The organism is Halodesulfovibrio aestuarii DSM 17919 = ATCC 29578 (assembly GCF_000384815.1).
In the GTDB taxonomy this organism is placed as follows: Bacteria; Desulfobacterota; Desulfovibrionia; order Desulfovibrionales; family Desulfovibrionaceae; genus Halodesulfovibrio; species Halodesulfovibrio aestuarii.
The window spans coordinates 109,564-131,323 of sequence record NZ_ARQF01000017.1; the positions used below are offsets into that span (position 1 = coordinate 109,564).

18 protein-coding genes are annotated in these 21,760 nt (G+C 46.9%); 4 read left to right on the plus strand and 14 right to left on the minus strand.

The window, feature by feature from the left end; all coding sequences use genetic code 11:
- Positions 1 to 50: 50 nt before the first annotated feature.
- A complete protein-coding gene (locus F461_RS16895; protein WP_019999603.1) occupies positions 51 to 2,414 on the plus strand; it encodes a multiheme c-type cytochrome in 2,364 nt (787 codons plus the stop codon).
- A 177-nt stretch (positions 2,415 to 2,591) separates the two neighbouring features.
- On the opposite strand, the gene F461_RS0102635 is transcribed toward F461_RS16895, so the two are convergent.
- The 6 genes from F461_RS0102635 to mutY form a co-directional block, all read right to left on the minus strand.
- A complete protein-coding gene (locus F461_RS0102635) occupies positions 2,592 to 2,792 on the minus strand; it encodes a hypothetical protein (RefSeq protein WP_019999604.1) in 201 nt (66 codons plus the stop codon).
- A 646-nt stretch (positions 2,793 to 3,438) separates the two neighbouring features.
- On the minus strand, positions 3,439 to 3,939 hold the full coding sequence (rfaE2, locus tag F461_RS0102640) for a D-glycero-beta-D-manno-heptose 1-phosphate adenylyltransferase (RefSeq protein WP_019999605.1): 501 nt from the start codon (positions 3,937 to 3,939) through the stop codon (positions 3,439 to 3,441).
- 18 nt (positions 3,940 to 3,957) lie between these two features.
- Positions 3,958 to 4,764, minus strand: a complete 807-nt coding sequence (locus F461_RS0102645; protein ID WP_019999606.1) for a YkgJ family cysteine cluster protein — start codon at positions 4,762 to 4,764, stop codon at positions 3,958 to 3,960.
- A gap of 48 nt (positions 4,765 to 4,812) precedes the next feature.
- Positions 4,813 to 5,805, minus strand: coding sequence for a tryptophan--tRNA ligase (trpS, locus tag F461_RS0102650; RefSeq protein WP_019999607.1), 993 nt, complete (start codon positions 5,803 to 5,805; stop codon positions 4,813 to 4,815).
- A 28-nt stretch (positions 5,806 to 5,833) separates the two neighbouring features.
- The gene (locus F461_RS0102655; protein ID WP_026364580.1) at positions 5,834 to 6,508 is read right to left on the minus strand and encodes a site-2 protease family protein; all 675 of its coding nucleotides are present in this window, start codon (positions 6,506 to 6,508) and stop codon (positions 5,834 to 5,836) included.
- A gap of 73 nt (positions 6,509 to 6,581) precedes the next feature.
- Positions 6,582 to 7,694 carry an A/G-specific adenine glycosylase gene (gene mutY, locus F461_RS0102660; protein WP_026364581.1) on the minus strand — a complete coding sequence of 371 codons (1,113 nt, stop codon included), beginning with the start codon at positions 7,692 to 7,694 and terminating at the stop codon, positions 6,582 to 6,584.
- A 198-nt stretch (positions 7,695 to 7,892) separates the two neighbouring features.
- Between mutY and F461_RS0102665 the strand changes: the two genes are divergently transcribed.
- Positions 7,893 to 8,516 (plus strand): Lar family restriction alleviation protein, encoded by a 624-nt coding sequence (locus tag F461_RS0102665; protein WP_019999610.1) that lies wholly within the window; start codon positions 7,893 to 7,895, stop codon positions 8,514 to 8,516.
- Positions 8,517 to 8,667: 151 nt separating this feature from the next.
- On the opposite strand, the gene F461_RS0102670 is transcribed toward F461_RS0102665, so the two are convergent.
- A complete protein-coding gene (locus tag F461_RS0102670) occupies positions 8,668 to 10,368 on the minus strand; it encodes an FAD-dependent oxidoreductase (RefSeq protein WP_019999611.1) in 1,701 nt (566 codons plus the stop codon).
- Positions 10,369 to 10,539: 171 nt separating this feature from the next.
- Here F461_RS0102670 and F461_RS0102680 point away from each other — a divergent pair, with 171 nt between their 5' ends.
- Positions 10,540 to 12,135: an SDR family oxidoreductase gene (locus F461_RS0102680; protein ID WP_019999613.1), complete on the plus strand. Its 1,596-nt coding sequence runs from the start codon at positions 10,540 to 10,542 to the stop codon at positions 12,133 to 12,135.
- A gap of 74 nt (positions 12,136 to 12,209) precedes the next feature.
- Positions 12,210 to 12,398 (plus strand): hypothetical protein, encoded by a 189-nt coding sequence (locus F461_RS0102685; RefSeq protein WP_019999614.1) that lies wholly within the window; start codon positions 12,210 to 12,212, stop codon positions 12,396 to 12,398.
- A gap of 110 nt (positions 12,399 to 12,508) precedes the next feature.
- Here F461_RS0102685 and F461_RS0102690 read toward each other — a convergent pair whose 3' ends face one another.
- The 7 genes from F461_RS0102690 to F461_RS0102720 all read right to left on the minus strand — a co-directional run bounded on the left by F461_RS0102690 (position 12,509) and on the right by F461_RS0102720 (position 21,752).
- Positions 12,509 to 14,545, minus strand: coding sequence for a methyl-accepting chemotaxis protein (locus F461_RS0102690; protein WP_019999615.1), 2,037 nt, complete (start codon positions 14,543 to 14,545; stop codon positions 12,509 to 12,511).
- 224 nt (positions 14,546 to 14,769) lie between these two features.
- Complete coding sequence (gene gltA / locus F461_RS0102695; protein ID WP_019999616.1) at positions 14,770 to 16,203, minus strand: NADPH-dependent glutamate synthase; 1,434 nt, start codon at positions 16,201 to 16,203, stop codon at positions 14,770 to 14,772.
- The gene (locus tag F461_RS0102700) at positions 16,190 to 17,038 is read right to left on the minus strand and encodes a sulfide/dihydroorotate dehydrogenase-like FAD/NAD-binding protein (RefSeq protein WP_026364582.1); all 849 of its coding nucleotides are present in this window, start codon (positions 17,036 to 17,038) and stop codon (positions 16,190 to 16,192) included. Before F461_RS0102700 ends, gltA begins: the two co-directional genes overlap by 14 nt.
- A 656-nt stretch (positions 17,039 to 17,694) precedes the next feature.
- The gene (locus F461_RS0102705; RefSeq protein ID WP_019999618.1) at positions 17,695 to 18,240 is read right to left on the minus strand and encodes a Fe-S-containing hydro-lyase; all 546 of its coding nucleotides are present in this window, start codon (positions 18,238 to 18,240) and stop codon (positions 17,695 to 17,697) included.
- Entirely contained in the window at positions 18,240 to 19,076 is an 837-nt protein-coding gene (locus F461_RS0102710; RefSeq protein ID WP_019999619.1) for a fumarate hydratase, read from the minus strand. Before F461_RS0102710 ends, F461_RS0102705 begins: the two co-directional genes overlap by 1 nt.
- The gene (locus F461_RS0102715) at positions 19,063 to 19,851 is read right to left on the minus strand and encodes a fumarate reductase iron-sulfur subunit (RefSeq protein ID WP_019999620.1); all 789 of its coding nucleotides are present in this window, start codon (positions 19,849 to 19,851) and stop codon (positions 19,063 to 19,065) included. The genes F461_RS0102710 and F461_RS0102715 overlap by 14 nt, the downstream gene beginning before the upstream one ends.
- A gap of 11 nt (positions 19,852 to 19,862) precedes the next feature.
- A complete protein-coding gene (locus tag F461_RS0102720) occupies positions 19,863 to 21,752 on the minus strand; it encodes a fumarate reductase flavoprotein subunit (protein WP_019999621.1) in 1,890 nt (629 codons plus the stop codon).
- Positions 21,753 to 21,760 lie beyond the last annotated feature (8 nt).

Sequence of the window (21,760 nt, forward strand, 5' to 3'; positions counted from 1 at the left end):
GTACTGTTGAGTATTCCAATGTGTCGTATGGGATTGCTCAGGAGTTTAGCATGTTACGTAGCTTTTTTATTTCGTGGTGCTGTATTCTGTTGTGGATAACTGTTGCATGGAGTGCTGTACCGGCGGAAATGTCGCCGGAAGGGTTTCCAGCGGTTGGTGCAGGGTGTCTTGCAGGCCGTTGCCACAGCAATTTGGCTCCTATTCGTTCCCACAATTCTGACATGGCAAAGCAAATTTATCTACTTGGAGCAGCACAAGGTGACCCTAATGGCTGCGTTGTCTGCCATGGTGGTGATCCTGTGGCATTATGGGAAAGCCGTCCGCATGTAGGAGCGCCGGAGGGGAGCCTGCTTGCTGAATTCACAACCACACCTGCCGCCATGTCTGTAGTCGATAAAACATGCGGACAATGTCACACAGAGCGCTTGTATCGCCTGCGCCGTTCTGGAATGGCTACGGGAACGGGACATATGTCAGCAGCTTTGCAAGGGTGGGGTATTAAACCGGAGAGACCGTTTGGCGTAATTTCCATCACAGACTCTGATGGCGCACTTCCGTCCGCGGGCACACCGGAATATCAAGCCTACATGGTCAGGTTGGATCGTCAGCAGAATGGAATATTTACGGAACAGATATTACGCGTTCCCGAACAAAAATGGGAGAATATTGAAGCATATCCTGAGTTAGCAGGATATCAGTATGTGCGTTCTGAATGTATGAAGTGTCACATAGGTAGGCTAAATGACGGCAAAAAAGGTTCCGGATGTGCAGCTTGTCATTTGAGATATGCCGGTAAGCAACTGGTCACGCATTCTCTTCAGGGAACTTTAAAAAGTAAAGTCGTTGTAAATGGAAACGAGACTACAGGCATTGCGTTGGAAAATTGTACCCAGTGTCATTCAGAAGGGAAAAAAATTGCAACTTCCTATGCAGGACTGTTGCGCAATGCTGATACACAAAAATATCGTAGAATGCGTGATGATGTGCATCATAATGGAATAAACCGGTATGGTAATCCTTCTGGCGGATTGCTGTGCCAAGACTGTCATTCCACGCGGGCGATGCATGGAACAGGTAATATAGCTGTTTCCGGCAGGGTAAATGTGGAAGTGGAGTGTGCGGACTGTCATGGTACATCAGACAGCTACCCTTGGGAGTTGCCGCTTGGCTGGCAAGATGAGTTTGGTTTTTCTCCGGTACAAGGGGAACAACGCGGCACTGCGGAGATTCTCCCGTTGGAGCAGAAGCTAGGAACTGTATATGTTCCAGAAGACGGTTACCTGCTAACAGCTCGTGGTAATCCTTTTGGTAACGTTGTCCGCAGAGGGCAGGCTGTGGTGGTGCATTCTGCTTCAGGTCTCTCATACGAGGTGCCTGTTTTGAAAACGATTGCACTGCGGCACGAGTGGAAGCATCCTGCACGGGCTATAGCGGCAAAATTACAGCACCCGAAGCACTTTGAATCTCTTGAATGCTATAGTTGCCATAGTGCATGGGTGTCGCAAGAGTACGGCACACATTTGCAGGTGGAGTTTAATACTCCGGATAAGCTGTATTCAGCGAAGCTTACAGAACAACAGCAATGGCGTGATCCTGTTCTGGGTATAAATGGGGAAGGACGGGTAAGCCCCTTGATTCCGTTGTTCCAGCAAGACGTTACTCTCATTGCTCCTGATGATGCTGTGATTCTTCGAAGACACGTTTTTATTTCTCAGGCGACTCAAAAGAATCGTGCGATAATCTATAATGTCCTGCATAAAACTATCGAAGACTTACTTGTTAATCGTGTGGATACTAGTAGGGAAGAAACAGTGCTTTCCAAATATGATTCAGCAAGTGCATACGTGGCGCATGACATTCGATTGGAGGATCTACTCTCCGCCGCGTTTATTATGGTTCCAGTCGCACCGCATACGGTAACACGAAATGCAAGGCCATGTGAGTCATGCCATGCCAATGCAAAGGCCCTAGGGTATGGTGATGATTCCGGTTTTGGGATTGCGTCTGCACCGTTAAAAGAATCATGGTTACAGGCTGCATTACGCAGTGGTGGCCAGACGGAAATAATGGAACGGGACAAAGCAAAGCGTATGTCTTCACGCAGAAATGGACATATTTCCGCACAACGGGTTCCGTATACGCAGCTGTTGATCAGAAATGGAAAGCAATTACAACAGGTAGGATTTCACTGGGCTTTGAGTTCACCGCTATCGGGAGCACAACGGAAAATAATGGAGGAGCAGAACCCCTTTGTCCGTATGCGAACCGGGCGTAACATTACGGAGGGCATGATTATGGTTATCGGTAAGTACGAAATAGATGCAATTTCAGCCTCGGCAGCTATTCTGGCGATTATCTTTTTCGTAATTGTTGCAGCGTTTATGCAGTCTCGCAGGAGCAAACGTAAAAAATAGATCGTAATGCTAACTGCGTTAGGTGCGTTGTTGATTTGAACGGTTTTGAGCAGACCTGTTTCCAAAAAATTTTATTTCTGAAGTGAGTCTCTTGGTTACATCGCCTCGCGGCTTATGCTCCAGTACATTGCGTGGAATAACATAAGGGCTATTCAGCAAAATTGCTGAGTAGTCCTTTTATTTTTGAAGATAAGCAATGGCTTCCTTGATTGCGAGAAGTGCCGAAGGGGTGTCTGCTAACACGTCAGGATGTTGTGGCATAAGTAAATGCAGCAGTTCTTCTGGCGTAGTAGCCTTTGTGTTGGGATCCTTTTCATGCGCAAGGGCTTGCAGTTCTGACAGAATTTCTGAAGGAATTTGAAATTCGGATGGTGGCATAAATCACTCCGGTGTGAAAGTTGTATTGTCGGTCTTTTGAAGATTTACAGAAAACAGGCAGCTTGACAATAAGTTGGTGTCGAAACGAGCGGGAGAACTTTTTTTAGGACACAGACACTACTTTCACTTATATGAATGTCGTTGCTTGTTTTTTAAGCATTCCAAATGCCAGTCATACCTGAAAATTTCGAGCTCCTTATGATGCAATAGCTATGGGCAGTTGTTGCAGCCTTCCAGACAAGGCAAAGAGAAATTTTTTGGTCACGGCGCTTGATACCCCCATGTGTCAGACGTGAATATGGCTTATCGCATGGAATGCTGGAACATCGAGGTTCGCTTAGCGACCTTTTGCACAGTAGCTGACTGTTTTTGGTGAACAGATTAATACTGTGTAGGTTTTTTAGGAGTTCTGCTTTTGCAGAACAGACTGTCCAGAGTAAATCGCTTCAGTGCCGGAAGCGATGTGCGGAAAGATAGTTTTTTGGCTAAGATCCCCTCTGTTGGCGCTAAGGGGATCTTTTCTTTTGCGGCGTGCTACGCAACAATCCGCGTTTCTAGCCCGAACTGCATGTCGCAAAAAGGAGTCCGCCCTTGTCGGAGGAACGGCAAGGGCGGACTTATATTTTGTAGCTAAGGTAAGGCAGCTTTAGCAACCAGATCGAATCTTTTCAATGAGCGACGTTGTTGAAAATCCTTGTAAAAGAGGAAGGCTGAGTACTCTTCCGCCATCTTTTTCCACAATGTCTTTTCCCACGATAGAATCAATTCCCCAGTCTCCACCTTTTATGAGCACATTAGGACGTACCGCGTTGATAAGCTCAAACGGGGTGGATTCATTAAATTCCACAACATAATCGACACTTTCCAAGTGGGCCAGTACGTAGGCGCGAACTGCAAATGTATTTACCGGTCTATCTGTACCTTTGCCTAGCGAGCGAACAGAATTGTCACTGTTTAGTCCCAGCACAAGAATATCGCCTTCAGCTTTGCAGCGGGCAAGAATATCAACGTGTCCCGGGTGCAGGATGTCGTAACAGCCGTTGGTAAAAACAATACGCTTGTCGCGTTTGTCTGCAAGTTCGGTAAGCAGTTTGCTCCACTGATTTGCACGGAAGATTGCCGGATGAGCCGGTATGCCGTTGTTCATACTCATATTTGTACGTTATTATGCAGAGTGTGAAAGGGTTGTACTGGTGCCGAAGAGGATGAGTTCCATCCACTCCATAGCAAAAAGAAGGCGCTCTTTTTCATCGTTCATAATTTTTTCACGGCGTTCTTCCGGTACATTCACTCTGTCCATAAGGTTCATGTCTTCCATAAATCCTTTGAAGTGGTCGAGCTGGTAGAATGCGAGCAGCGCCATCTGAACACGCTTTTGTGTCAGTTCAAGATCTGTGTCGATAAAACGGGAAATGATACTCATGTAACGATCAGCAAAGAAGTTGTACTCTTCAAGTCCTTGATCTTTAAGCCATTCCTGCGCTGTCCATTGTTTGGACTCGGCAAAGCCTTTGCAGTGGTCTTCCTGAACAACAACAATTTGTTCTATAACAGAGCCGTCTTTTCCAAGGTGCGTTGCACGACCCAATGGATAGGTGCGGCAGGCTGCGGAGCGGTTGTCGTATATCGTGCAGCCTTCTTTGCTAAGAAACGGACATTCTTTTTCGATAGAATCATTCATTTTTAGGAACAGCACTGGAAAACCGGAGTTCGGGTACTGTTCAATGACTGTATATTCTTTGATAAATGCGGTGCTGTCCATGCCAAGTCCCTGACGCAAACGCAATACGTCGTACGGGGAAAGAGGCATGCTTAAATCGCGACAGCATGCATTAAAGCAGGGAACTTCAGTATGACACGCAAATGAAAAGGTGTCGCTATCTGCCAACTGTGGCAATGATTCAAGGTACTCTAACGTATCTTGAATTGCTGAATCATCATCAGGGCCTGCATCATGTGGATCTACAAACATAAAACTTCCTGAATGGTAAAGGGCGGGCTAATGCCCGCCCTTTACCAATTAAAAATCAAAGTTAATAGCGCTGCGAACCATTTCCATGGTTTCGCGGGCCATCTTTGTGGCGCGTTCATTGCCGTGTGCCAGCACTTCCTGAATGAACTTTGGATTTGCCTCAATAGCTCTGCGACGTTCCTGAATAGGAGCAAGGAATTCTTCCATGGATTCGAGGAGAATTTTCTTACAATCAACACAGCCGAGTCCTGCAGAGGTACAGCCTTTGCGAATTTCAGCCTGTTTTTCTTCAGACGTCATGAGCACATGGTACGGGAAGAGATTGCAGATGTCAGGATCGCCTGGATCTTGACGGCGTACGCGGTTTTTGTCTGTAAGCATGCCGCGAACTTTAGGCAGAACGTCATCCATGCTTTCACGCAGGAAAATGCCGTTGTTGTAGCTCTTGGACATCTTACGGCCATCAAGACCCGGAAGTTTGGCTTCAGGGGTCAATTTCCCTTCAGGTTCCGGGAAGATGCTACAGTCGTACATGTGGTTGAAGCGGCGTGCTATTTCACGTGTCATTTCGATGTGCGGCAGCTGATCCTGACCAACCGGCACGTAGGCAGGGCGGTACATGAGAATGTCGGTAGCCATGAGCACGGGGTAGCCAAGGAAGCCGTAGTTACCGAGATCCTTGTTGCTAATCTGGTCTCGTTGCTCTTTATAGGTAGGGCAACGTTCTAACCAGCCCAGTGGAGTGATCATGGATAACAGCAGATGCAGTTCAGCATGTTCTTTCACTGCGGACTGCTGGAAAATGGTACATTTTTCAGGATCAAGACCGGAGGCAAGCCAATCTTTAACCATTTCCGGAACATGAGTTTTAATGCCACTGGTGTCTGCGTAATCACTTGTGAGCGCATGCCAGTCTGCTACGAAAAAGTAGCAATCCATGTCGTTTTGCATTGCTACCCAGTTCTTAAGAACGCCAAAGTAGTGGCCAAGATGTAGAGCGCCAGTAGGACGCATACCGGAAACGGTACGTTTACGAGTCATTTCTTTCCTCCGGATATATTGTCAGGCTTTAAATAAGAGAAATCAACTGTTGAATCAGTTCTGCAGACCCAGTGATAAGCGGACTGATGATTGTTCCTAGAAAGCCTGTTGCCAACAATAAAATTATAAGAATAAATCCATAACGGGAAAATCCCTGGAATTTATATGCAAGATGGGGCGGGAGTAACCCTGCCACAATATTACTACCGTCCAGTGGCGGGAACGGCATAAGGTTAAACCAGCCAAGCGTCAGGTTAATCCAGACACCGGCGATGCACATTTTGTATAAAAAAGTATACACAGAAGCGTAAAGGGAACCCGGTACCGGCGTACTCTGTGCCACAAAGGCAAAGAGTATCCCAAAAATGATGGCGAGAAAGAAGTTTGTTATGGGCCCCGCAGCTGACACGAGGATCATACCCTTTCTCGGGTTGGTGAACCAGCGGGAATCAACTGGTACTGGTCTGGCCCAGCCAATAACAAACGGACTGGTAAGTGCCGTAAGTACAAACATGGCTGTGCCCATGGGATCAATATGTGGAATAGGGTTTAACGTAAGGCGTCCCCGTGCTTTCGCAGTAGGGTCACCAAGCTTGTACGCAACCCAACCGTGCGCAACCTCATGGCATACCATGCCAAGGAGCATAGGAATCAACGCGACGGCGATCTTGGTCACACTTGCTGCAATATCGGTAGTGAACATAACTTTTGCGGCTACCACGAACCCCCCTGTGAAGCAAGTAAATTCGCGGTCTTTAAGGTCTTGGGCTAGTGAACTAGCTGTTTTGTAAAAGCGGTTTTAACCGCATGTCATTTTGGAGATGATCAAGAAGCTTGCGGTGTCCCGCCGGCAAGGTGACATCGTTTAACTCGTCCATGCTCACCCATTGATAGGTTGTGGCTGCATGGAGCACTGGTTCCGCAGAGTGCTTTTGGGCAAAGGTCAGGAAGTAGCAGTGCATGGTCACACGGTAGGTTGTATAGCCATGTTTGACTACGAGAATTTTATCCTCAATTTGCACAGGGAATTCTGTTTCTTCCATGAATTCTCGGACGACGGCTTGTTCAGGAGCTTCACCTTCTTCAACAGCACCACCGGGCAGTTCCCAGAATCCGGCCCAGACACCGAAGTCCGGTCGTTTCTGAATATAAATTTTTCCTTTGTGCATTAGGAAACCCGTCGCAACATCAATATGCTGAATGCCTTTTTTGGGTGTAGGTACAGGACGTTCGTGCGGAATACCAAGGTGGTATGCTTCGCAGTGTTGTTGAAGCGGGCAACGGCTGCAATGAGGCTTTTTGCTGCATACTAAGGCACCCAGTTCCATAAGGGCTTGATTAAATTCTCTTGCATGGCCTTGAGGAAGCATTGCCGCAACAGTTTTGCGAATGAACTCCATGTTATGCTTTTGTTTGACCGGCGTATCAATGTCAAAAATTCTTGAGAACACACGCTCAACATTGGCATCGATGCAGATAACATCCTGATTGAATGCGATGGAGGCAATGGCTCCGGCTGTGTAGTCGCCAATTCCGGGGAGTGCCCGAATAGCCGAATATTTTTCGGGAAAAATACCACCATGCTCTGCTACGATAATTTTAGCCGCTTTATGCAGATTGCGGACACGGGAATAATATCCCAGACCTTCCCATAGCTTCAGCAAGGTGTCTTCATGTGCCTGTGCTACGGACATGATGTCAGGCAGCGCCTCCATCCAGCGCTGAAAATAGGCAACGCCTCGTTCCATCTGCGTTTGCTGTAACATAATTTCGGACACCCATACACGGTACGGTGCGTAGTCTTCGCGCCACGGCAGAGCCCGCTTGTTGGTGGCAAACCAGGAAAGAAGTTCGTTAGCCAAAGTGGAGTACTGGTCTGGTGAAATCATTTTTTGCTCATTGTCTGCTTGCATGGTGTTAGATGTGTATTTGTGGTAGCGTTTGCTCAACATAGAGTAAAGGTCGAACTGAGCAAAAGAAGGTTTGTGAAGGTGTAACTTCTTTTAGATATTAGATATCGCACCTTATTATAAATAGTTAGCAGAATAACGCCGTACTGTACGGAAACTATGTTGGGAGAGTAGAGGATGTTGATCCCTAAAATTTGTCCTAACTGTAATGGGAGCAGGACGCTTCTTTATTTTGACGCCATCTACTATTATGTAGTTTGTGATCAGTGCGGTATGACCGGGGCTCGTGCTTTAAATGAAGAGGAAGCGTTGGTCTTATGGAATGAACGCAGTAGCACGAGTTTTACTTACGAGGTGGTTCAGGATAGCAATAAACTTGTTCGTGTTATGTCGTGTGATACGCAGCGCGAGTGTAAGCGTTATCCCATTAACTTACCTGTAGTACTTACCCTTTTTCAACCTAACGGAAAAAAGATTACGGGCGTCATGCATAATGTTTCCTATTACGGTGCTTTTTTGCAGCTTAGAGGTGGACATGTGAGTGCAATTCCAAGTTCTACTGAAGAATTGTCCAGACTGCGGATGTTTTTGTATTACAAAAACCCTATTGTGAAGCAAACTGATGAGAACGGCAGTGTTGTTGCTTCCCCTGAATCTAATCCCATCCAACAAATTGAATTTATTCCTAAGCACATGATGCAGTCGAGTCAGGTTGTTGGCGTTGGTGGTTGTTTTAAGAGCCCTAATGGTGAGCAACTTCAGTCAGTCCAGCATCTGGTTGAGTTTGCTCGAGGTCGATAGCAGCGTTGCAGCTTATTTGTTTTATTTTTGACGGCATAAACGAAGTCGATACATCTTAGCATGTGTCGGCTTTTTTTGTGTTTCAAAAACTATGGCTGGTGTCAGACACCTTTCTGCTCTGTTGGCAACTTTATAGCAAGACTTCGCTCTGTTATTCATATTTTTCGGAAGTCCAGTACGGATGCTGCAAGTCTTCAAAGGCAGACATGGCGGCCACAGCACCGTCGCTTACGGCTGTTACTATTTGCCTAATACCGCCGTTTACATCTCCAGCGGCATATACTCGTGGGATATTTGTACGCATGGCGGTATCTACATGTATGGTTTTGTCGGGATTTAATTCAGCGCCTATTTTTTCTGCCAGTTGAGAGTTAGGGTCCATGCCTATGGCAATGAACACTCCGTCGCAGGCATGGTCTGTGATTTCTCCAGAATTGACGTCTTTGAGCGTTACTCCTTCAACGTTTGTTTCGTTTCCGTAGATCTTTTCGATAACTGTATTGAATATGACAGGGATCTGTTCGCGATTCAGGGCATCCTGTAGCGCTTTTTCCGCGCGCAGTGTGTCACGGCGGTGGACTATGCTGACATCTATATCGAGTTTTTTGAGGTGGAGTGCATCTGTAAGTGCACTGTTACCGCCGCCGACCATGATAACGTGCTTGCCACGGAACATATACCCGTCGCAGGAAGCACAATGGGTAACCCCGGTGCCGAAGTATTTTTGTTCTCCTTCCACATTCAATGACCGCCATTTTGTGCCGGTGGCAAAAATGAGAGACTTTGCGGCGTACTTTCTTTCCGGAGTGTGCACTTCGATAAGATCCCCAATGGTGACATCATCAATAAGCTGGTTTTCACGAATATTTGAATATTCGCGAGTGTGTGCAGTAAGTATTTCTACAAGTGCAACACCACCTACACTTTTGAATCCCGGATAATTTTCTACGACAGGTGTTGCTATAACCTGCCCACCTATGACTGAATTCTCGAGTACAATAGCATCAAGTCCGGAACGTTTGGCATAAATTGCCGCGGTGAGTCCTGCAGGGCCTGCGCCAAGAATAATCAGGTCATAGACCTTGCCTTCTTCTTCCGGTTCCGCTGATTGCGTTTGTTCGCGCAGCACTTCTTCTGCGTCGCGCAGCATGAGTAGTTCAAGACAAAAACGTTCTTGCGGCAGTAGGCCGACTCGGGAGTACTCTTTACTGAATACGGTATGCGGTACAGACCCCACGCCGTATTGTCTGGAAAGGTCGGGGAATTCATCAGAATTAATGCATTCTGCACGGATGAGCTTGGGGCTTTCTATGGCTGCTTTTACTGCATTCATAAATTGTCCCGGACAATATGGACAGCCGGGAGAAGTGAATACGCGTATATGACGTGGTTCTGTGAGTTCCCCGAGAATGGTTTTTGATGTTGCAGAAAGTGAACTTACGCCTAGGGATATAAGCAGAACAGTTTCGACAAAGGCCTTCCCTTCTTCTCCTAACGGGGCACCCGTAAAACGGATGTTGTATTTTTCAGGGGTAAAAAGAATAGAAGGTGAGTGGTGTACTTCGTATTTTTGTGAGAATTCGTCACCTAATATGTGTTGAGTCAGCGTGATGTGTTCCGAAAGCCTTGATATATCCTGAGCAAACTGGAGTGTGACGTCGTTGAACATTTTCTGTGGATCAGAATCAGTTACAACATGTAGCTCCACAGTATTTTTAAGCTGTTTAAATAGTTCAGAGAGGGATGAGCGTGCTTCTTCCGGAAGCAACCAGCCTTCATTGTCGTGTTTGGATGGCGCACGTGATCCTTTCTGAGTCGTTGAAGAATTTGCGGAACTGGCCGGTGATACCATAACTCTCCTCCACAAACAGCCGTTTCAAAATAACAGGATTAGGGGATGGTTCAGAATACCATGCCTGCGAACTTCTGCAATACGGGGATAGGTAAAAAAATAGCCGCGGATGCAAGCAAAGTACGGTATGTTTTTTGTGGAGAAAAAGGGCGTACTGCATCGGAGAAATAAATGCATGATAAACCTATCTTAGTTACCGGAGCGACAGGTTATATAGGCGGAAGACTTGTTCCTTTACTGTTATCACAAGGGAAAAAAGTTCGAGTGCTCGTGCGTTCCAGACGCAAGCTGGACAGTAGACCGTGGGCTTTGCATGAACATTTGGAAGTAGTTGAAGGGGATATGGTTTCCGGAAAAGGAACTATGGATGCAGCCCGCGGCTGCGGAGTTGCCTATTATCTTATTCATTCCATGAACTCTTCTCAGAAAGACTTTCAGGACGCTGATCGTAGAGCCGCATATAATATGGTACAAGCCTGTCGTATAAACAAGGTCGGGCGAATTATATACCTCTCCGGAGTTGTTCCGGATGACCCGAACCTCAGCAAACATCTTGCATCTCGTGCAGAGGTGGCGCAAATTTTGTCTCTTTCAGAAGTGCCTGTTACCGTGTTACGCGCGGCACAGATTATAGGTTCAGGCAGTGCCTCCTTTGAACTTCTTCGGTATCTGGTAGACCGGTTGCCAGTAATGGTTACGCCGCGCTGGGTAAAGAGTAAGTGTCAGCCGATCGCTGTTTCTAATGTACTTACGTATTTGGTTGGCGTTTTGGATGTACCGGAGACAGCGAATAAAACATATGACATTGGCGGTCCTGACATAGTTTCCTATCGTGAGCTGTTTGAAATTTATCGAAAAGAAGCAGGGCTACGGAAGCGACTCATTTTTTCCGTACCAGTGCTTACGCCGAGGTTGAGTTCCTTATGGATTAATATTGTCACACCGGTGCCTACAAGACTTGCCCGTCCATTGATTGAAGGGTTGCGTAATAACGTCGTGTGTTCAGAGAATTCTATACGCGAGATAATTCCCCAAGAGTTACTGTCAGTAAGAGAGTCTATAAAACGCGCTTTGGCGCGGGTGCGCCAGCATACCGTAGATACAAGTTGGACAGACGCAGGAGAGCCTGAAATACCAGAATGGGTGACTTGCGGGGACAGTGCATATGCAGGCGGTACAACATTATATTCTGCCCATGCAGTGCATATTAGGGCAACAATGGAGCAGGTGTGGGGAGTGGTTAAGCGTATTGGCGGAACAAATGGGTGGTACGGGGGTGACTATCTATGGCGGATCCGTGGATTTATCGACAAGCTTATCGGAGGGCCGGGGCTACGGCGTGGCCGGCGAGATCCGGAAAACCTGTTTATCGGTGATGCGTTGGATTTTTGGCGCGTATTAGACATTCAAAAAAATAGACGGCTGTTGCTGTTGGCAGAAATGAAATTGCCTGGTGAAGCGTTGTTGGAATTTACTCTTCTGCCTGTAACCTCCGGCACAGAGCATGTGACAGAACTGCGGATGGTAGCTTATTTCCATCCTAAGGGATTGTGGGGCATGGTGTATTGGTATTCATTGGTTCCAATGCATCTGTTTATTTTTAGCGGGATCCTGAAGGCAATTGCAAAAGAGACAGAAGGTGACATAGTGAAAGGTCCGTGGCGGATTAAACATCTTACTCTTCAGCGATGTTCATTGGAGACTGTTCAAAAAATAACGATGACAGAAGCCGTAACGCGTAACGAGCATAAGTCTGGACAGCCTTAGTTAGCTGTTGAGAATGTCAATTGACACTCGCGTATGGCACACCGTACCATGCGGCGCTAATGTAAGGAGTAAGCATGTCTAAAGAACCACCTAACTTTGTTGTCCGCGGTATTTTTATCGGGGCGTCCATTGGTGTCCTTGGGTACCTTGTCGGCTTTTTGCCCAATCTTCCCCGTGCTATCGCGCTAGGCATGGTTCCCGGTTTTGTTGCCGGAATAACCCTTGCCAGAGCTCATAAAGCAAAAAACAATGATGATGAGTAATATCTTTGAATAAAAAAGGCTGCCCAGTGTGGATATGGGCAGCCTTTTTTTATGTTTAATAAGGGGAAGGGTCAGTCAGGGACTCTTCGGTGACTTGCTTCGGAAGCTGTTTAGGACTTCAATTCGATAACAATGTGCTGAAGTTTCTGAGACAGTTCTGCCAGTTCGTTTACGGCAACGGCGGACTCGCGCATTGCTGAAGCCGTTTCCATTGCAATACGGTTGATTTCATCTGAACTGCGCCCAATCTGTTCCGAGGTTGCAGATTGTTCTTCACTGGCAGAGGCAATGGAGCGAACCTGATCGGCGTTTGCAATTGCAACGTCAACAATTGATTTGAGAGAGTCTCCAGCTTCGTTTGCAAGTCCTGTAGAGCGAGCAACAACTTCTGAAGCTGTCTGCATTCCCTGAATATTATCTTTTGATGCAACTTGAATAGCCTGAATGGCTTCTTCAACTTCGCGTGTAGCCTGCATAGTTTTTTCAGCAAGTTTGCGTACTTCGTCCGCAACTACTGCAAATCCGCGCCCTGCTTCGCCTGCTCGTGCTGCTTCAATTGCGGCGTTTAGTGCCAGCAGGTTTGTTTGATCGGCGATGTCGGTAATCACTGTCATAACACTGCCGATATCTTCAGCACGTTTTCCAAGGGAGCCGAGGCTTTCAGTAAGACTAACGGAGCGCTTATTTACTTCGTCGATTGATTGAACGACGGAGGAAACAACATTCTGCCCTTCTTCAGCTTTGAGTTTTGTGTCGTCTGCATGTGATGCCGCAGTGGTTGCATTGCGAGCAACTTCAAGCACTGTTGCATTCATTTCTTCAATGGCTGTTGCTGTTTCGCTGGTGCGTTCGAGCTGTAATTCGGCTCCGCGACTGGATTCATCTATCTGAGCAGCAAGTTCAGTGGCAGTGGTAGTGACATGCTCCACAATGGTTTCCAACTGAGCTGCCGCCTGGAACATGCCTTCACGTTTTGCTTTTTCCGCTTGGAGGCGTGCTTCGTCTGCTTCCTGCATCGCAACATGCGCGCGTTGTGATTCTTGTTCTGCTTCTGCTGTTTTTTGCTCAGCAGTTGCAATCATCTGGCGCAGATTTGTTGCCATTTTGGTGAGAGCGCCTGCAAGAGTTCCAATTTCATCACTTCGATCAATATCAAGAACCTGATCTAACGAACCTTGCGCAATACCTTCTGCAAATCGAACGCTTTTAGTAATAGCTGCGATAATTTTATGAACGATTAAAAAGACAACAATACCGGTAACTAAAACTACAAGCGCTGCTGTGATCAGGCTAGTATGACGGATGGATGCAATTGATGAAAAAATGTCATCAACATTGGTGGAGACGCCAATGCTCCAGCCTGTGATAGGTTCTTTACGGAAGGTAACAATCTTTTTTATACCTTTCCATTCATAGTTTATCATGCCGGCTTCTTGAGACACCATTGCCTTGCCCCAGTCGAAATCTGTAGGTTTCATTTTTAAGAGTAAGGTGTTGTCGGGATGTGCGCATGCGTATCCTGCTTTTGAAACAAGGAAGGCGTAGCCTGATTCACCTATTTTAATATGGTTGATATATTGTTCAGAGAAAGTACTTAGTTTTATAATACCGAAAACTGCTCCAACAGTTACATCTCTATCCTTGATTGGAATTGCTACTACAAATACTGGTTTGCCAGTACTTTTGCTTTCTATTGCATCAGAAACTACAGGAGTACCTTGCATAACTTTTTTAAAGTAATCACGGTTGCTGTAATCTATTTTCCCGACCATGCTAGTATCGGAATACGCAGTGGTGAAGCCTTCTTTGTTTAGTATCCCTACAGCTTGATAATATGAGTATTCTTTAACTAAATTTTGAAAATAGGCTGTGGCGCGTATATATGCAGATTTATTTAATCCGTCGCTAAGTAACGCATTTCTAACCGAATTGTTTTTTGCAGTAATCGTAAGATCTTGTCTAATGTCTTTAACCCATGCTGTTATCTGGGTTTGAAGACTCTTTACGATTTGTTCAGATTGCTGCAGCATTGTGTTCTTTAAAGTAGATTCTGCTTGTCTGAATGATAAAAAGGAAGCAGTACCCATTCCGACAATAATTATAAGCAGTGTTGGAACAAGTATTTTTGCCTTTAGATTAAACTTCATTGCATCCCTCCCGTGTGGTCGTGTAGTTGTGTGTACGTATGTTTTGGTTTGAATTGGGATTACTATGTCCTCATTCTGATCATATCGGTTAACAGTAGAAAAAAATTATACTTATATTATTGTGGTGGGTAATTTTGTGCATTGGTGACGTTCAGTTGATACTTTGCCAATAAAAAAAGGCAGCCTTGGAGGCTGCCTTTTTTTATTGGTATAGATACGTGTCGTTAGTCTTCGATGCCGAACCGACGAGCAATTTCACGTGCAGCCTTTCGGCCTGCACCCATTGCAAGAATAACGGTTGCTGCACCGGTAACGATGTCACCGCCTGCATATACATCAGGAATGGAGGTTTCGTTTGTTTCTTCGTCTGTTTCGATGTAGCCCCATTTGTTTAACTTTAGATCCGGCTCGTTTTCGAGAAGGATTGGGTTAGGACGGGTGCCAACAGCAATAACAGCGAGGTCTGTTTCCAGTTCGTATGTTTCGCCTTCAATAGGGAGAGGGCGACAACGGCCTGATTCATCAGGCTCACCCATTTTCATTTTCTGTAATGTTACAGAAGTAAGGTTGCCTTTTTCGTCACCCTTGAATTCGATAGGATTCGCAAGCACTTCAAGGATAATGCCTTCTTCTACAGCATGTTCAATTTCTTCATGCCTTGCAGGCATTGCGTCTGCGGTACGTCGGTACACAATATGTACTGTTTCAGCACCAAGACGCTGCGCTGTACGGGCAGCATCCATTGCTACGTTTCCACCACCATAAACAGTAACCTTGCGGCCCTTGATGATAGGGGTGTCATAGTCAGGGAATTGGTACGCACGGCCTAAGTTAACACGGGTGAGGTATTCGTTTGCGGAGAAAACGCCGCAAAAGTTTTCACCTGGAATATTCAAGAAGCGTGGAAGGCCTGCGCCAACACCGACGAAGATAGCTTTGTAGCCCTGTTCTTTTAAGTCTTCGATAGAGAATGTTTTGCCACCGACGTAGTTGGTAACAAAATCAACCTGAAGATCTTTGAGAGCACCAACCTCTTTGGCAACAATGTCTTTTTTCGGCAGACGGAATTCTGGAATGCCGTAAACGAGTACGCCGCCTACTTCGTGAAGAGCTTCGAATACAGTTACTTTGCAGCCTCGGCTGGCAAGGTAACCGGCAACAGTGAGACTGGAGGGGCCGGAGCCGATACAGGCAACTTTTTTCTCTTCATCAATATACGGACATTCAGGCTTAGCACTGATGAGGTCACACGCATCCATGTACATGTACTCATCTGCTACAAAGCGTTCCAGGCGGCCGATAGCAATTGGCTGCCCTTTAGCATTGAGGATACACGCGCCTTCACACTGAATCTCCTGTGGGCAAACGCGCCCACAGACAGCCGGGAGGCTGTTGGTGCTTTTGATAACGGCGTAGGCTTTTTCAACATCGCCTTTAACAAGTTCTGCAATAAAGTCTGCAATTGGAACCTGTACAGGGCAGCCTTGAACGCATTTAGGTTTTTTACAATGCAGACAGCGTGAAGCTTCCTGCATTGCCATTTCTTTGGTGTAACCAAGGGCTACTTCTTTAAAATTGCGGGCGCGTTCACCTGCCGGCTGGTTAGGCATTGGTACGCGAGGGGCGATTGTCTTTTTAGTTTTGCTACTTGTTGTCATTACACTTGCACCTGCAGTGATGTTCGAAAGATTCTTTTTCCAGGCTGGAGAATGCAGCCAATCTCTGTCGTAATTCACCAAAATCTACCTTGTGACCGTCAAATTCAGGACCGTCTACACAAGCAAATTTGGTTTCTCCGCCAACAGTAACCCGGCAGGCACCACACATGCCAACGCCGTCCACCATAATGGAGTTGAGGCTTACAGTGGTAGGAGTACCAAATGGTTCGGTAGTTTTAGATACAGCAGCCATCATCGGCACAGGGCCAACAGCTACCACTTCGATAACAGAGTCATCTTTTTCAAGACGTTCTTTCAACAGGTCAGTAACAAGGCCGTGATGGCCATAGGAACCGTCATCAGTAGAGATGAGAACTTCCGGACAGAACTCTTTAAGTTCTTTTTCAAACAACAAGAGGTCTTTAGTACGGGCACCAATGATAGCAACGACATGGTTGCCGGCTTGGTGGTGACCCTTAGCAATATGATGCATAGCAGCAATTCCGGTACCGCCACCAACACAGATAACTGTGCCGCCAGTGTGCAGTTGGGTTGCTTTTCCGAGTGGGCCACAAAGGTCGAGAATTTCATCACCTTCGTTCAACTCTTCGAGTAACGCTGTGGATTTGCCGAGTACGAGATATACAATAGTGATGGTACCGTTTTCAGTGTCAGTGTCAGCAATTGTAAGTGGAATACGTTCGCCATGCTCCGTAACACGTAAGATAACAAAGTTGCCGGGCTTGGCTTTTGCCGCAATATGCGGTGCATCAATAACCAGCTTGCTGGTTTGTCCTGGGATTAACTGTTCTTTTTTGAGAATTTTATTAGCCATAATCATACCTGTTCCGCTGGTGAGAATATACAGCGACAGCGGAAATGTTAGTGCGTTGAAGCGCATGTCAGCCTTGGGAAAAGACCGAGCAGATTGCAGCCGATTACAGTACGTATCGGGGACCTAGAACAATGGTCGTTTAGTGTCATCTGGTAGATAGCTGTGAACAAAGACGTAATAAACCCCTGACAAGTATCATTATGCCATGATGTTACAGCTCGGTGCGGTTTGAAATGTGAGGGGGAGTCCCCAAAAGCACCGGACTAACTATACGACGTGCAGCAAGATAAATATTCTCCTAACACGGCATTCCCAAACTAGTGAAGTACTAAGATGCACCTCAAAAAAATGAACAGCATTAACAGTGTAAGTTGCCGTGGATATAGAATAACGCCTTCTCTGTAAAAAATGCACAGTATGGCTGTATTGTTTTTTTACGACAGCATACGCTATTCTCGGATATGGTTTGTAAATGTGCTGCTCAGGATTACTCCAGAGCAGCACTGTTGTGGTTTACATAGTCGACCAACGAATGATGTTGTTATCCGGTCTTATGTATACTTTATGGCACAACACATATTGATTTTGTTCTCAAACGGGATAGTCTTGTGCGCGTTTCAGCACAAGCAAGGCTCTTTTTTGCTGAAAATTACCAACTATAAATCATAGTTCGGTTTAGCGTACTGCTCATTGCCGTATGAATCGTTTACTACAAGCAGCGGAAACTTGGTCACTTTCAGTTTGCGGATTGCTTCAGGACCCAAGTCTTCAAAAGCGATTACTTCGGCCTCATCAATACATTGTGACAGAAGTGCTCCTGCTCCGCCTGTTGCACCAAAATATACACCTGTATGTTCTTCCAGTGTCTTACGCACCTCTGCGTTACGTTTGCCTTTTCCGATAGTGGCTTTTACACCGAGGCGATACAGGCGCGGAGCATAGGCATCCATACGATAACTTGTGGTTGGACCAGCCGAACCGATAGGGCGTCCTTCCGGTGCAGGGCTTGGCCCGACATAATAAATAACTGCACCTTGCAGGTCGAATGGTAAATTTTCACCTTTGTCGAGCATGTCGCACAAACGCTTATGTGCTGCGTCACGGGCTGTGTAGATAGTGCCTGTAAGCTTTACTACATCACCTGCTTTGAGCTTTTTTATATCTTCATCACATAACGGGGCTGTCAGTTCGTAGGTAGCCATTAGATTTCGACCTCCTTGATGCGTGAGGAATGACACTGAACGTTTACAGCAAGCGGCAGACTTGCAATATGGCACGGGCGCATTTCAATTTTTACACCGAGGCTTGTTGTTTTACCGCCAAGTCCCATAGGGCCGATGCCGAGCTTGTTTATTTCAGCAAGCAGTTCTTCTTCCATTGCCGCCAACTCCGGATCGGGGTTTGGCTCGCTCAGCGGGCGGAATAGTGCTTTTTTCGCTAAGGTCGGGGCAAGATCGAAAGTTCCGCCGATACCGACACCGACAATAGTAGGTGGGCATGGGTTCGGGCCTGCTTCTGCCATACGTCGTACGACAAATTCCTTAATGCCTTCCCATCCCTGTGCAGGGGTGAGCATCGTGCAACGGGACATGTTTTCAGAGCCACCGCCCTTTGCCATATGTTTGATGTTGATTTTGTCACCCGGAACAATGTCTACATGGACAACTGCCGGCGAATTATCCCCAGTGTTGGCTCGGGTAAGTGGATGACATAAGGATTTGCGGAGCAGGCCTTTGTCATACCCTTCGGTCATTGCGTTGTTGATAATTTCAATAAGGTTTCCTTCAACATGAACCTGATCACCAAGTTCTACAAAGAAAACGCCTACTCCAGTATCCTGACACAATGGAAGTCCGGAACTTGCAGCAAGCTCTGCGTTTTCCAGTAATTGCCCAAGGATTTCACGTGCCGATGCGGAGTCTTCATTTTCTCTCGCGTCTGCAATTGCCTGCTTTACGTCTTCCGGCAGGTAACGCGCAGCGGTTAAAACAAGGTTTACCACTGCGTCATGAATAATTTCAGCTTTAATGGTTCTCATGACAACATCCCTTATGAGAGAGTTTATTAATCAGCGTCTTTGGCAGAATACCTTTTACGGAGTGCAGAGCCAGCATGCGGCGCATAATGCCGAGCTGATCCTGCAAAGGAATATGTTTAGGGCAGACATCTTCACAGGCTAGCAGCCCCATACAGCCGAACACGCCTTGATCGTTGCCGATTACTTCGTAGTAGTTTTCCGCGTTTCTTTCATCTCTAGGATCTAAATAGAAGCGGGCAACACGGACGATGGCGGCTGCGCCAAGGAAGTCCGGACGCATACGTGCTGTACCGCATGCAGAGATGCAGCAGCCGCATTCTACACATCGATCAAGCTCGAAGATTTCATTCGCAAGGGAGTTTTCCATGCGTGCTTCTTCCTGCGTTGGATCAAAATGTTCATGGTCGTTATGTACCCATGCTTCAATGCGTGTTCCTGCGTCACGGAACCATACTCCTGTATCAACAGAAAGGTCACCGATGAGTTTAAATATCGGCAACGGATGCAGTACAATATGTTCCGGCAGATCTTTTGTCTGCGTATGACAAGCAAGACCGGGCCGCCCGTTTATAACCATGCCGCAGGAGCCGCAGATACCAGCGCGGCAGCAGAAATCAAACTGCAATGTCGCGTCGCGAGTATCACGGATGATATTCAGCGCGATAAACAGGGTCATGGAATCATATTCATCAATGTAGAACGATTCCATGTGCGGTTCGGAACTTGGATCAAGCGGGTTGTAACGGAATATTTCGATATGGAGACGTCGGCTCATAAGTCACTCCCTTACTTTTTTTCTTCCGCAGGTGCGGCATTGTCGGATGCTTTTTTCTCAGGGACACGAAGCTTTTCAGCTGGAATATCGGCCTGAATGATCTTTCCGCCGCCGTATCCGCGTTCTCCTGGAGGGATTTCAAAGTAAGGTGAGGCATCTTCGTACTTGAGAGTCGGCAGGGAATCGCCTTTTTCCCAGTATGCCAGCGTGCGGTTGAGCCAATCTTTATCGTTACGTTCGGGATAATCATCACGCGTGTGTGCGCCGCGGGACTCAGTGCGCTTAAGTGCGCCCAATGCGGTACATTGTGCAAGTTTGATCATGCCGGGGATACGCAAGGCTAACGAAATTTCCGGATTAAACCCGATGGTGCTGCCTTGCAGACCTATGTTCTTAGAACGCGCGTAGAGTTCCTCCAGTTTGTCCACTGCGGTCTGCAGGTCCTTACCATTACGGAAGATTCCTACGTAGTCCATCATTATGTGTTGCATTTCATCACGCAAGGTGATGGCGCTTTCTTTTCCAGAATTACCGGCAAGGTTTTTAATGCGTTCTTCAGTTTTTATGTAGGCATCTCGCACAGCACTTTGTTTGAAATCAACAGCGTGTCCTTGAAGGAATTCCACTATTTTTTTACCAACGTAGCGGCCAGCCACAACAGTTTCTGCAAGAGAGTTTCCGCCAAGCCTGTTGAACCCATGCATGTCCCAGCATGCTGCTTCACCTGCTGCGAATAGCCCTGTAAGACCGTAAGCTGCACCATCTTTGTTGGTGCGTACGCCCCCCATGGAATAATGCTGAGTCGGGCGAACCGGAATGAGATCGGTGATTGGATTCACACCAAGGAAGCTGGTGCAGATATCGTATACTTCGCGGAGCTTTGTTGTGATGTGCTTTTCGCCAAGGTGGCGGATGTCGAGCCATAGATGGTCGCCATATGGAGATTTAACACCAAAGCCTTTTGCCATGTGTTCCTGCATACGGCGGGAAACGACATCACGGGAGGCCAGTTCTGCTTTTTCCGGTTCATAATCAGGCATAAAACGGTATTCGTTTATGTCGAGAAGCGTGCCGCCGTCACCTCGGCAGCCTTCTGTTACAAGGATATCTGTAGGTACGGTTCCTGTAGGGTGAAACTGGATGGCTTCCATGTTACCCAGAGGAACCAGCCCTGTGTCCAGTGCTGTAATCTGGCCGCCGCCGTCACAGATAACTGCGTTGGTTGTTGCCTTGTAGATACGTCCGTATCCGCCTGTAGCTATGAGAGTGGCTGTTGCGAAATACGCCATAAGCTCTCCGGTGCGCAGGCAACGGACAATGGCACCTATGCAGTTTTCGCCGTCGTGGATAAGAGCTTCTGCCTGTGCCCGGTCATGAATATTGACATTGTATCGTAGACACATGGAGTCGAGCGTATTGAGAACAGAGCGGCCTGTACCGTCTGCTGTGTAACAGGTTCGCCATTTAGCAGTGCCGCCGAAGGCTCTGGCGTGGATGAGGCCGTGCTTTTCTTTGCTTTCTACTGCCTCAAACGGTTTGCCGCCTTTGTAATATGTTGCAGGGCCTTGTTCAACACGGTTCCAAGGTACTCCCCAGTGGGCAACTTCGCGCATCACAATCGGGGCTGTATCCGCAAAAATTCTGGCAACTTCCTGATCACATCCCCAGTCTGAACCTTTAACGGTATCTGCAAAGTGGATATCCGGAGAATCTCCTTCACCCATAACGCAGTTGCCGAGAGCCGCCTGCATTCCGCCCTGAGCGGCAGAGGAGTGGGAACGGCGCGGCGGAACAATAGAAAGACAGGTTGTATTAAATCCGGCTTTGGCAGCTTCAACAGCTACACGTTCTCCGGCAAGTCCTGCGCCAATGCATAATAAGTCGGTGTAGAAAATCTGCATAAGAATGT

Bases quoted from the DNA above. Each gene is read 5' to 3' on its own strand.
- F461_RS0102710 (WP_019999619.1), bottom strand. From the start codon at position 19,076: ATGAGAACCATTAAAGCTGAAATTATTCATGACGCAGTGGTAAACCTT.
- F461_RS0102700 (WP_026364582.1), bottom strand. From the start codon at position 17,038: ATGGCTAATAAAATTCTCAAAAAAGAACAGTTAATCCCAGGACAAACC.
- F461_RS0102715 (WP_019999620.1), bottom strand. From the start codon at position 19,851: ATGAGCCGACGTCTCCATATCGAAATATTCCGTTACAACCCGCTTGAT.
- mutY (WP_026364581.1), bottom strand. From the start codon at position 7,694: ATGATTTCACCAGACCAGTACTCCACTTTGGCTAACGAACTTCTTTCC.
- F461_RS0102720 (WP_019999621.1), bottom strand. From the start codon at position 21,752: ATGCAGATTTTCTACACCGACTTATTATGCATTGGCGCAGGACTTGCC.
- F461_RS0102685 (WP_019999614.1), top strand. From the start codon at position 12,210: ATGTCTAAAGAACCACCTAACTTTGTTGTCCGCGGTATTTTTATCGGG.
- gltA (WP_019999616.1), bottom strand. From the start codon at position 16,203: ATGACAACAAGTAGCAAAACTAAAAAGACAATCGCCCCTCGCGTACCA.
- F461_RS0102635 (WP_019999604.1), bottom strand. From the start codon at position 2,792: ATGCCACCATCCGAATTTCAAATTCCTTCAGAAATTCTGTCAGAACTG.
- F461_RS0102680 (WP_019999613.1), top strand. From the start codon at position 10,540: ATGCATGATAAACCTATCTTAGTTACCGGAGCGACAGGTTATATAGGC.
- F461_RS0102665 (WP_019999610.1), top strand. From the start codon at position 7,893: ATGTTGATCCCTAAAATTTGTCCTAACTGTAATGGGAGCAGGACGCTT.
- F461_RS16895 (WP_019999603.1), top strand. From the start codon at position 51: ATGTTACGTAGCTTTTTTATTTCGTGGTGCTGTATTCTGTTGTGGATA.
- F461_RS0102645 (WP_019999606.1), bottom strand. From the start codon at position 4,764: ATGTTTGTAGATCCACATGATGCAGGCCCTGATGATGATTCAGCAATT.
- F461_RS0102670 (WP_019999611.1), bottom strand. From the start codon at position 10,368: ATGGTATCACCGGCCAGTTCCGCAAATTCTTCAACGACTCAGAAAGGA.
- trpS (WP_019999607.1), bottom strand. From the start codon at position 5,805: ATGACTCGTAAACGTACCGTTTCCGGTATGCGTCCTACTGGCGCTCTA.
- F461_RS0102705 (WP_019999618.1), bottom strand. From the start codon at position 18,240: ATGGCTACCTACGAACTGACAGCCCCGTTATGTGATGAAGATATAAAA.
- rfaE2 (WP_019999605.1), bottom strand. From the start codon at position 3,939: ATGAACAACGGCATACCGGCTCATCCGGCAATCTTCCGTGCAAATCAG.
- F461_RS0102655 (WP_026364580.1), bottom strand. From the start codon at position 6,508: ATGTTCACTACCGATATTGCAGCAAGTGTGACCAAGATCGCCGTCGCG.
- F461_RS0102690 (WP_019999615.1), bottom strand. From the start codon at position 14,545: ATGAAGTTTAATCTAAAGGCAAAAATACTTGTTCCAACACTGCTTATA.